Below are 7962 nucleotides of genomic sequence, written 5' to 3' on the forward strand. Positions count from 1 at the left end.
ACATTTGTTCGCTTGTCGCATGGCATTACGACAAGTGTTTCACGTGAAACACTTGTTCGCGCAAACCGCGGACAGTCGCGAAGCCCGCAAGCGGCAGACGGGGACGCATCGGCACCAGACAGGCGAGAGGTTCGCGCGCAGCGGGCGGCGCGAGGTTCGCGGGCGGCGGACAGGCGCGAAGGTGGGAAATCGCTCCAATCGCATGCGAGAATGCGAAAAGCGCCCGAGAGACGAACCCTCGGGCGCTTCCGACAGAGAAATGTGGGGTAATGGCCTAGTAGGCGGTGAAAGACGACTTCGGAGCCAGGCAGATGGGACAGGCGGTGAAGTTTTCGCCCTTGTGGATGTAGCCGCAGATGGGGCACAGGTAGTACTTGCCGTCGAACGGGGTGTCGATGGTGGTGTACGCATCCATATACAGCTTCGCATGATACGCCTCGGCAAGCTTGGCGCGCGTGAACACCTGCACGGCCTTGTTGTTGCCCTCTTCCTGGGCCTTCTTGATGAAGGAGGGATACATGTCCGAGGTCTCGTAGATCTCGCCGTTGGCGCCGGAGATCAGGTTGATGTCGCTCTCGTGCTCCTCGACCGCGGGCGGCTCGGGCTTCTCGGTTGCGGGGTCGATCTCCTTGGCCAGGTCGTACTCGAGGCCGATGTGGATTTTCTCGGCGTCCGCGGTGCACTGGAACAGGCGGGCCAGCACGTCGAAGCCCTCGTTCTTGGCGACCTTCGAGAACGCCTCGTACTTGGTGGTGGCGCCCGTCTCGCCCGCGATGGCCGTCATAAGGTTTTCGTAGGTGGTGCCGACGGTGGTCTTGCTGTCGTAGATGATGTTGAAATTGCTCGCCGTCGAGGCATCGGGCATGGATGTGGGTTCCAGCACCTCGGCCATATACTCGCTGTTCGTCCCGCTGCCGGTTCCGGTGCCGTCGGCGGACGGATCGGTCGTGGTTTCGGCCTTCGGCTCGCTCGGGGCGGCGCAGGCGCCCAGCAGGCCCATCGCGGAAATGGACACGGCGCTGACGGCGGCGCCCTTCAACAGGTTCCTTCTAGAAATATCGGACATGGTTCCTCCCTCGTCTTCCCGATGGGCTCCTCTCCAGCCCATCTGATATCGATACTATATATCAATTAATATAAATAATCAATAATGAAATAGTACGGGAATGCTTGGGATTTGCGCGCTGATTCTCGTTCTCGGGCGCGCTCCCACACGCTTTGTCCACAACTCCGTCACAAGCGCAAACACGATGGTCAGCCTCGTCACCGTTTGCTAGAATGGAGCGAATTACGCTGAAAGAAGGTTGTATGCTATCCGGTGATGTAGAAAAACTGTATCCTTCCGCGAAAGCCCTCGTGAAGGACTGCGTTGCCAGCCGTATCCATGCCAAGGATGCGAGCCTGTACGACTTCTCGGAGGAAGCGCGCGCGTGCTCCGAGCAATACATGGGATGGACGGACCTTGCGAGCAATTCGCCGTACTCCCTGCGCGACATCCAGAATTTCGCCGACTCGATCATCGCCCAAGGGCTGAAGACGGTCGTGCTCATCGGCCAGGGCGGTTCCACGCAGGCGCCCATGACCATCACGAAATACAACAAGCCCGATTCGTCGAAGATCACGTTCAAGACGCTGGACTCCGACTCGCCCGTGCGCGTGCGCGCCATTTTGGCCGAAGCGAAGCCCGAGACCACGCTGTTCGTGATCTCGTCGAAGAGCGGCGGCACCATCGAGCCGCGCCTGGCCCTGCGTGCCGTGCGCGACGCCGTGGCCGACCGCATCAGCGAAGAGGAGCTGGTGCAGCACCTCGTGGCCATCACCGACCCCGGCTCCATGCTTGAGCGCCAGGCGCGCGAAGAAGGGTGGGCCGCGGTGTTCTCCGGCCAGCCCACCGTGGGCGGGCGCTTCTCCGCGCTGTCCGTGTTCGGCCTGCTGCCGGCGGCGCTCGTGGGCATCGACCTGGAAGAGTTCATGGCGCACGCCATCGACGCCGAGCGCCAGTGCAGCGAGGACGCCATCGACAACCCGGCCATCGGCCTGGCATCGTTTTTGTACGACAACTACCTGCAGGGACGCAACAAGTTCACGTTCCTCACGCAGAAGCGCGGCCGCGTTCTGGGTCTGTGGATCGAGCAGCTGGTGGCCGAGAGCCTGGGCAAGGACGGCCAGGGCATTCTGCCCAACATCGAGGTGGACTCCCTGCTGCTCAAGAAAGACCCGGGCGATCGCAGCGCCATCGTGTACCTCACGCGCAACGACCTGTGGGACGAGCGCCGCAACTTCGAGATGAGCCTGTCCTACATCGACCCGGCCATCCCGCGCGCCAACTACAAGATCGACTCCGTCGAAGAGCTGGCCGAGCACTTCGTGATGTGGGAATACGCCATCGCGATGTGCGGCTACCTCATGAAGATCTGCCCCTTCGACCAGCCCGACGTGGCGTCGGCGAAGGCCGTGGTGCTCGACATCCTCAAGGAGGGCCAGCCCGAGCCCGACTTCGTGCAGGATTTCATCGACGAGGTGCACATGGGCGAGGTGGAAGTGCGCCTGTCTCCGTGCTTCAAAGATTGCACCGATGTCCGCAGCGCGCTGCGTGCGCTGCTGGGCAGCATTCAACCGGGCGATTTCTTCGCGCTCAACGCGTTCTTGCCGTTCACGGGCGAGGGTCGACGCGAGGCGCTGGAAACCATCCGTCACGGCGTGGCTGAGAAGCGCGGCGTGGTATCCTGCCTGGAAGTGGGTCCGCGCTACCTGCACTCCACCGGCCAGCTGCACAAGGGCGGCCCGAACTGCGGCGTGTTCCTCATCCTGTCGGCCGACGAGCTAAAGGACATCCCGCTGAAGCAGGAGGCTGAAAGCCTGGGCTCGCTGGCCAAGGCGCAGGCGTCGGGCGACCTCGTTACGCTGGCCGAGCGCGGGCGGCGCGTGGTGCACCTGCACCTGCCCGACAACTCGGGCGTTACGCTGCGCCAGCTGGCTGAAGTGATTTCCGACATCCTGGAAACCATGACGGTGCCGACGGCTTAGCGGGCGGCCGCGCGACACGATAGCGTTACACCCCGAGGGCGGCCGTCGAGCCGCCCTCGTAGATTGAAGGCCACAGCACAACGCGGAGGCGATCATATGAAGGAAGCGCTGGACATTCAAGTCAAAGGCATCGTGCAGGGCGTGGGCTTTCGCCCCTTCGTCTACCGTTTGGCGAAGAAATACCTGATCGACGGATGGGTGCTGAACGCCACCGACGGCGTGTTCATCCATGCCGAGGGCGAGACGAAGCTGCTCGACGAGTTCGTCATCGAGCTGTCCGAGAACCCACCGGCCGCCTCGCGCGTGGAGGAAGTGACGCTGAAGGAAGTGCCGCTGGAGGACTTCGACTCGTTCGAGATCCGCTTCTCCGACGCAGGCGCCGTGGAGAAGACCACGCTCGTGTCGCCCGACCTGGCCACCTGCGACGATTGTGCCCGCGAGCTGTTCAACCCGAACGACCGCCGCTACCGCTACCCGTTCATCAACTGCACGAACTGCGGCCCGCGCTTCACTATCATCGAGAAGCTGCCCTACGATCGCAAGAGCACGTCGATGAAGGACTTCCCCATGTGCGAGCGCTGCGCCCGCGAGTACGGCGACCCGTTGGACCGCCGCTTCCACGCGCAGCCCGACGCGTGCTTCGAATGCGGCCCCCATATCAGCTGGCGCGAACACGAGGGCATGCCCGGAGCGCTCGCCGGCGTTCATGCCCCCGGCGTTTCCGCCGACGTGCCGGCCGCCCCTGACGTCCCCGCTGGCGCTTCCGCCTCCCATGCGGCGCAAACAAATGTTTCACGTGAAACATTGTGCGCTTCCGATGCCATTGACGCGCCCCTGGGACCCATCGCCTGGGGAACCACGCGCGAGGAGAGCGATGCCATACTTGCGCGCGCCGTGGAACTGCTGCTGGCGGGCAAGATCCTGGCCGTGAAGGGCCTGGGCGGTTTCCATCTGGTGTGTGACGCGTCGAACCCCGAAGCGGTGGCGTTGCTGCGCGCGCGCAAGCGCCGCGAGGGCAAGGCGTTCGCCGTCATGATGGCCGATATGGAAGCCGTGCGTGCCTATTGCGAAGCGGGCGAAGCGGAGGAGGGCATCCTCACGGCCACGCAGCGCCCCATCGTGCTGCTGCGCAAGCGCCCCGATGCTGTTTTTGCTCCCGGCTTGGCCGACGCCCTCCCCGAACTCGGCGTCATGCTGCCCTACACGCCCCTCCAGCATCTGCTGCTGCACGACTTCGCGAAAGCGAGCGGTTGTGCCGAGCGCAGCTCCCAGCGCGAAGCCGAAGGATCCCGCGCAGCGACGGCCGTCCCTATGCTGGTGATGACCTCGGGCAACATCCACGACGAGCCCATCGTCATCGACGACGAGGATGCCTACGAGAAGCTGTTCGCCGTGGCCGACGCGTTCCTGGGCCACGACCGCGCCATCCGCGCCCGCTACGACGACTCGGTGGTGCGCGTTATCGAAGCGGGCAGCGCCGGCGAAGCCGTCCAATTCATCCGCCGCGCCCGAGGCTACGCGCCGCTCCCGTTGGCGATGCCCGCGAAGGCGCGCGAAGGAGAAGATGTTTCACGTGAAACATCCGTTCGCGAACAGGGTTGCTCCATCTTCGCCACCGGGCCCGAGCAGAAGAACACGTTTGCGCTCACGCGCGACGCCGAGGCGTTCGTGTCGCAGCACATCGGCGACCTCGAGAACGCCGAAACCTACGACGCGTGGCTCCAGGCGAAGGACCGCTACGAAACGCTGTTCGAGATCGAACCCGACCGCATCGCGTGCGACCTGCATCCCGAGTACCTCACGTCGAAGTGGGCCCACGAGCAGAGCCTCCCCGTCACCGAGGTGCAGCACCATCATGCGCACGTCGTGTCGGTGATGGCCGAGCACGGCCTGGCCGGCCCCGTGTGCGGCATCGCGTTCGACGGCACGGGCTACGGCATGGACGGCGCCATCTGGGGCGGGGAAGTGCTGCTCACCAACCTGACTGCGTTCGAGCGTTTCGCGAACTTCGCCTACGTGCCCATGCCGGGCGGCGCGGCGGCCGTAAAGCATCCGCTGCGCATGGCCTACGGCGTGCTGTGGGCGTTCGACCTGCTCGACCATCCGGGGGCTGCGGCTGCGCTCGAGGCTCTGGGCGAGCAGGCGGCCGTGTGCGATCAGATGATCGACCGCGGCATCAACACGCCCATGACCTCGTCCGTCGGCCGGCTGTTCGACGCGGCCAGCGCGCTGTTGGGCATCTGCGCCGAGCCTGCGTACGAAGGCGAGCCCGCCATCCTGCTGGAAGCCGCAATCGGGCGAACAGATGTTTCACGTGAAACATCTGCCGCCGACGCAACCGATGCGACCCCTGCTGACACCAACCGGGATCCTTCGACTCCGGCGCTTCGCGCCTCCGCTCAGAATGACGATGCCGGGCTTAGCGCCTCCGCTCGGGAAGCCGCGTCCCGTTACGCCATCGCGGTGGTGAAGAACACCGCCACTGCCGCCAGCACGGCGCAGGACACCTCGGTCGTGCTGTTCGATGCCGCGCCAGCGTTCGCCGCGCTGCTCGACGACCTCGCGGCCGACGTGCCTGTCGGCATCATCGCGCGCTGCTTCCACGACGCGTTCGTGCAAGCCATCGTCACGGCGGCCGAGCTCGTGCGCAGCTTGTACGGCATAACCACGCTTGCCCTGTCCGGCGGCGTGTTCATGAACCGCTACCTGCTGGAGCACGCTCTGGCGGCGCTCGAGCAGGCGGGTTTCACGGTGGCCGTCAACCGCGATCTGCCGCCCAACGACGGCTGCATCTCCTTCGGCCAGGCTGTGGTAGCATGGGCTTCGAGCAAAGAAGAAGGAGAACAGCCATGTGCTTAGCCATACCTGCAAAAGTGACTGAAATGAAGGACAACCGTCTGGCTACGGTGGACATCCTCGGCGTCACGCGCGACATATCCCTCGACCTCACGCCGCAGGCGAACGTCGGCGACTTCGTGCTGGTGCACGCCGGGTTCGCCATCGAGGTGGTGGATCCTGACTACGCGCAGGAAACCATCGACCTCATCAAGCAGTTCCCCGAGCTGGCGGGCGACGACATCCCCGCAGCCGACGAGGTAGCGCGATGACCTCCTCGACCGGAACGGATGTTTCACGTGAAACATCCGTCGAGCCGAAGGATAGGCCCGAGCACCTCGCGCGCGCGGTCGACGCGGCCACGATGGAATCCGAGCTGGCAGCCTTCAAAGACCCTAAACTCGCGCGCGGTCTCATCGAGTCCATCGCGAAGCTGTCGCCCGCAGGCGGCGCCACGCTCATGGAAGTGTGCGGCACCCATACGGTGGCCATCGCGCGCAACGGCATCCGCAACCTCATGCCGGAAGGCACGCGCCTGGCGTCCGGTCCGGGCTGTCCCGTGTGCGTGACCTCGAACAGGGATATCGACACGGTCATCGCCCTCGCCCGCGTGCCGGGCATCACCATCGCCACGTTCGGCGACATGACGCGCGTACCGGGCTCCACGTCAAGCCTGCTCGCCGAGCAGGCGGCGGGCCGCAGCGTGCAGATCGTGTACTCGCCGCTGGACGCGCTCACTCTGGCCCAGCAGAACCCCGATCGCGAGATCGTGTTCGTGGGCGTGGGCTTCGAAACCACCACGCCGCTGGTGGCCATGGCCATCAAGCGCGCGGCCGCGGCCGGCCTCAAGAACTTCAGCGTGTTCGGCGCTCACAAGAACATGCCCGGCGCGCTGGAGGCCATCATCAACGACCCGCAGCTCAAGGTGGATGCGCTCATCCTGCCCGGCCATGTCAGCACCATCATCGGCGCCGAGCCGTATCGGTTCTTGGCCGAGAAGTACGGCATACCCGGCGTCATCACCGGGTTCGAGCCGGTTGACGTGCTGCAGGGCATCGCCATGATCATGCGCCAACTGCACGAAGGCCGTGCGGACATCGAGATCGCCTACGCGCGCGGCGTCATGCCCGAAGGCAACCCCGTGGCGCTGGCCGCCATCGACGAGGTGTTCGAGACGTGCACCGCCCTCTGGCGCGGCCTGGGCGAGATTCCCGGTTCCGGCTACCGCATCCGCGAGGAGTTCGCGCAGTTCGACGCCGTGCGCCGTTTCCAGCCCGACGTCGAGCCCACGCAGGATCCGAAGGGCTGCCGCTGCGGCGACGTGCTTCGCGGCATCATGGCGCCCAACGAGTGTCCCTTGTTCCGCAAGGTATGCACGCCCGAGAACCCCGTGGGTCCTTGCATGGTGTCAAGCGAGGGCAGCTGCGCCGCGTACCACCGGTACTACTAAAGAGAAAACAGGCGCTGCAGCATCCGAAGGACCCCTCGTCGAGGGGTCCTTCGGACTATCTTCGAATGTTTCACGTGAAACATTCGTTCGATAGACTCGGATACGTCAATCCAGCGGCAAGACGACGCGGGAAATTTCCCAAAAGATATTCTTTTCAGTTGATTGTGCAGTCCCTATGCTCAGCGGCGCGCTCATGTTCGGTGCTGTGCGTGCATGAGTTACCCTTTTGTTTCCATCGCTATACAGAACGAGAGAATTAATTGCGGATAATATCCAATATTGGGTCAAAAACTGCATAAAGGAGAAAACGCCGTCGTTCAACATTTTTGTGCATTTGAACAATTTACTTATTCGTTTTGCTCAAATGTCTATGTAATTTCATGTTGCAGTTGAACAAAAAAGATGGTATAACTGGCTCATCGGCAAATCTGGAAGGACTTGCCACGACGGGGTCTAAGCCGTGGCGCTCTCTCCAGCGAAGCTGCAGTTTGTAGTTGTGCCATCCAAATAGGCGGCGCCGGAAGCGCTGCCGGAGAAAGGAGACTGTCATGGCGAAGATAGTCAATTCTTGGAACGACTGGGATCCGCTGAAGCGCGTGATCGTCGGCCTGTGCGACAACTCGGTCATCCCGCCCGAGGAGCCCGCGACC

At 63.6% G+C, this 7962-nt stretch carries 5 protein-coding genes; 4 read left to right on the forward strand and 1 reads right to left on the reverse strand.

Going from position 1 to position 7962, the window contains the following annotated elements:
• Positions 1 to 274 precede the first annotated feature (274 nt).
• Positions 275 to 1066 (reverse strand): nigerythrin, encoded by a 792-nt coding sequence (ngr, locus tag ACMO6A_RS14170; protein ID WP_015759834.1) that lies wholly within the window; start codon positions 1064 to 1066, stop codon positions 275 to 277.
• Positions 1067 to 1308: 242 nt separating this feature from the next.
• Here ngr and ACMO6A_RS14175 point away from each other — a divergent pair, with 242 nt between their 5' ends.
• The 4 genes from ACMO6A_RS14175 to hypD all read left to right on the forward strand — a co-directional run bounded on the left by ACMO6A_RS14175 (position 1309) and on the right by hypD (position 7312).
• A complete protein-coding gene (locus ACMO6A_RS14175) occupies positions 1309 to 3027 on the forward strand; it encodes a glucose-6-phosphate isomerase (RefSeq protein ID WP_009609026.1) in 1719 nt (572 codons plus the stop codon).
• 96 nt (positions 3028 to 3123) lie between these two features.
• Entirely contained in the window at positions 3124 to 5886 is a 2763-nt protein-coding gene (locus ACMO6A_RS14180) for a carbamoyltransferase HypF (RefSeq protein WP_009609015.1), read from the forward strand.
• The gene (locus ACMO6A_RS14185) at positions 5877 to 6134 is read left to right on the forward strand and encodes a HypC/HybG/HupF family hydrogenase formation chaperone (RefSeq protein WP_009305723.1); all 258 of its coding nucleotides are present in this window, start codon (positions 5877 to 5879) and stop codon (positions 6132 to 6134) included. Before ACMO6A_RS14180 ends, ACMO6A_RS14185 begins: the two co-directional genes overlap by 10 nt.
• Positions 6131 to 7312, forward strand: coding sequence for a hydrogenase formation protein HypD (gene hypD / locus ACMO6A_RS14190; RefSeq protein ID WP_009609017.1), 1182 nt, complete (start codon positions 6131 to 6133; stop codon positions 7310 to 7312). Before ACMO6A_RS14185 ends, hypD begins: the two co-directional genes overlap by 4 nt.
• The last annotated feature ends 650 nt before the right edge of the window (positions 7313 to 7962 follow it).

The organism is Eggerthella sp., assembly GCF_048329335.1.
Taxonomy (GTDB): Bacteria; Actinomycetota; Coriobacteriia; order Coriobacteriales; family Eggerthellaceae; genus Eggerthella; species Eggerthella lenta.